Annotated in this window: 1 protein-coding gene; it reads right to left on the reverse strand. The window is 47.4% G+C overall.

All coding sequences use genetic code 11. From position 1 onward, the window contains the following. Nucleotides 1–2,781: cobaltochelatase subunit CobN (gene cobN / locus AAFP11_RS25100; protein WP_341739487.1), on the reverse strand; the 2,781-nt coding region annotated here is incomplete at its 3' end. Nucleotides 2,782–2,846 lie beyond the last annotated feature (65 nt).

The raw sequence follows: 2,846 nt of genomic DNA on the forward strand, positions 1-2,846 counted from the left end.
CCCCCCCTTGGTAAGGGGGGTTGGGGGGGTATTGATGGAATTAGCCCCCCCTTGGTAAGGGGGGGTTGGGGGGGTATGAGTGGAATTAGCCCCACCTTGATAAGGGGGGGTTGGGGGGGTATGAGTGGAATTAGCCCCACCTTGATAAGGGGGGGTACTTGTATAGGCGTAACTGCTCCAATTAATGTAAGCTTTTGCTAAATCTCCATCATCTGTCCAGTTTTGAGCTTCAATTATGCCTTGAAGTCCCGCGCCGTAGGCACCCGGTTTGGAACCAAAGACGCGAAATTGCGATCGCAATTTAGCATCTTCCCGACTCAAACCAGTCGATTCCCAATCTTGAATTTCCTGTTTAACCTGTGCTGCTAAAGGATTGCTTTCGGCTGGTTCATCTAAATCTGCCACAGCTTTTACCGCCGAATCAAATAAATCAATTAAATTAAAAAAAGCATCCCGAAAAAAGCCAGAAATTCGCAAAGTAACATCGACTCTGGGCCGTCCCAAAACTGAAATTGGCAAAACTTCAAAATCTACAACCCGGCGCGAAGGGCCATCCCAAACTGGCTGAACTCCGATCAATGCTAGAGCTTCTGCAATGTCATCTCCTCCGGTTCGCATGGTGGATGTTCCCCACACAGACAAGCCCAAAGTTTTCGGATATTCGCCATTTTCTTGGGTGTATCTTTCGATTAAAGTTTCGGCTGCAACTTTCCCAACTCTCCATGCGGTTTCTGTGGGAATAGCGCGGATATCTACGGAGTAAAAATTGCGGCCTGTGGGTAATACATCGGGGCGGCCGCGGGTGGGTGCGCCGGATGCGCCGCTGGCTATGTGGCCCCCATCTAAGCCACGCAAAAGATTGGTAATTTCTTGGTTTGTTTGGAGGAGTGATGGTAAAAGATAGTTTGCTATCCAGTCTATTTCTGGTTTGGTTGCTTTTCCTATGGGGAGATTTTTAATCGCCGATTCATGGGAGTCAACCGGGAGATTTTCGATTAATTTATCGACTAATTGGATGGCTTGTTCTTCTATTTCTGCTGTTAAATCGCCCGCTGTGCGCTGTTGAATTTGGGAGGTGGGATCGGAGGTTAAGGGGTCGAAATCATAGCCTGAGTCTTCTGCTAGGGCGCGGGTTAAGCCCGATCGCCCGTTGGTGGGATGGCGGGCGATCGCAATGATCAAATCTCTCAACTGTCGCCCTTGGGGGCACTGTCCAAAAATGTGCAATCCGTCGCGAATTTGGGATTCTTTGAGTTCGCAAAGATAGCCATCGGTGCGGGTGATAAATTCGGTAAATTCTGATTTATTTAGTTGAATTCCTAAGTCTTTGTCTAAGTTTTCTTTGTTGGTGAGGGCGACAATGCGATCGCGAATCATCGGTAATCGAGACGGATCTAAGCTTTGCGCCTCGCAATATTCGTCGATTAAGGCCTCTAACTGCTGCAAAGGCCCATAAAGTTCGGCGCGAGTCATGGGCGGGGTGAGGTGGTCGATTATCACGGCTTGCGATCGTCTTTTTGCCTGGGAACCTTCCCCCGGATCATTGACAATAAACGGATAAAAATTCGGCATTGCGCCTAATGCAACTTCGGGATAACAATTGCTGGATAAAGCGACACTTTTGCCGGGAAGCCATTCTAAATTACCATGTTTTCCCGCATGAATAATTGCCTGAGAACCAAAATTTTGGCGTAACCAATAATAGTAAGCAAGGTAATTATGAGTAGGTTCTAAATCCGGTGCGTGATAGTTCAAACTAGGGTCAATTTCGTATCCCCGTGATGGTTGAATTCCCACAAACACATTCCCAAACTGAATCCCCGGAATGGGAAACAGATGGGCAGCCAAAAGTTCCGTTTTTTCTCCCGTTGCTAAGCCCCATCTGTTACAAATTCCATCTTGAACTTGCTGTGGCAAAGTTGCAAAATAATCTTGATATTCCGCCAAATCTAAATATTGATTTATAGGGCGCAATTCCCGTCCTTCCGGGTCATTTGTCACGCCGGATGTGAGCATTTCAATTAACTCGTTGCCGCTGTGGGGAATATTATCTACTTGATAACCAGCTTGCTGCAAAGCTTTCAGGATTTCCACACAGCTAGCAGGCGTATCCAAGCCGACACCGTTGGCTAATCTGGCGTTGCGGGTGGGATAATTGGCGAGAATGATGGCGATGCGTCTGTTGGCTGGGGGAGTTTGTTTGAGGTTTACCCAGTTTGTAGTTAAATCTGCTACAAATGAAATGCGATCGGCCGCAGCGACATAACCCACAACATCAGTTTCTAATTCACTATTCCAAGTTTGTACAGCCTTAAAAGAAACCGCCCTCGTAATGATTTTCCCATCCACTTCTGGCAAAGCTACATTCATCGCCACATCGCGGGGCGAAAGTCCTTGCAAGTCACTTTCCCACTCTTGTAAACCACCGCCACTAAATATGGCTTGCAAGACTGGAACATCTAACAATTTTAAAGTATTTTGTTCTGAGTCGGGACTGTTGAAACCTGAAACTGCAAAACTTGTCGTGTTCAGCAATAATTGAATTGGTTCTGCGTCTTTGGGCTGAAAATATTCCCGCAATTCCACTTGCAATTCAGGTTCTCGCAAAGAAGACACAAACACGGGAACTGGTACTAAATTTCGCTCTGATAAAGCTTGACAAAGTGCATCAATAGGTGCAAGATTTCCCGACAGATAATGAGCGCGATAAAATAAGATTCCCACTGTAGGGGCGGTGCCCCCGTGCCCACCCTCTTCCTGTCCTTTAGCATCTGTTTCCAGCCCCGGAGATCCCCCCCAGCCCCCCTTAATAAGGGGGGAGCAAGAAGTGGTCAAAGTCCCCCTTG

This window comes from Microcoleus sp. CAWBG640 (genome assembly GCF_020883015.1).
GTDB classification, from domain to species: Bacteria; Cyanobacteriota; Cyanobacteriia; order Cyanobacteriales; family Microcoleaceae; genus Microcoleus; species Microcoleus anatoxicus.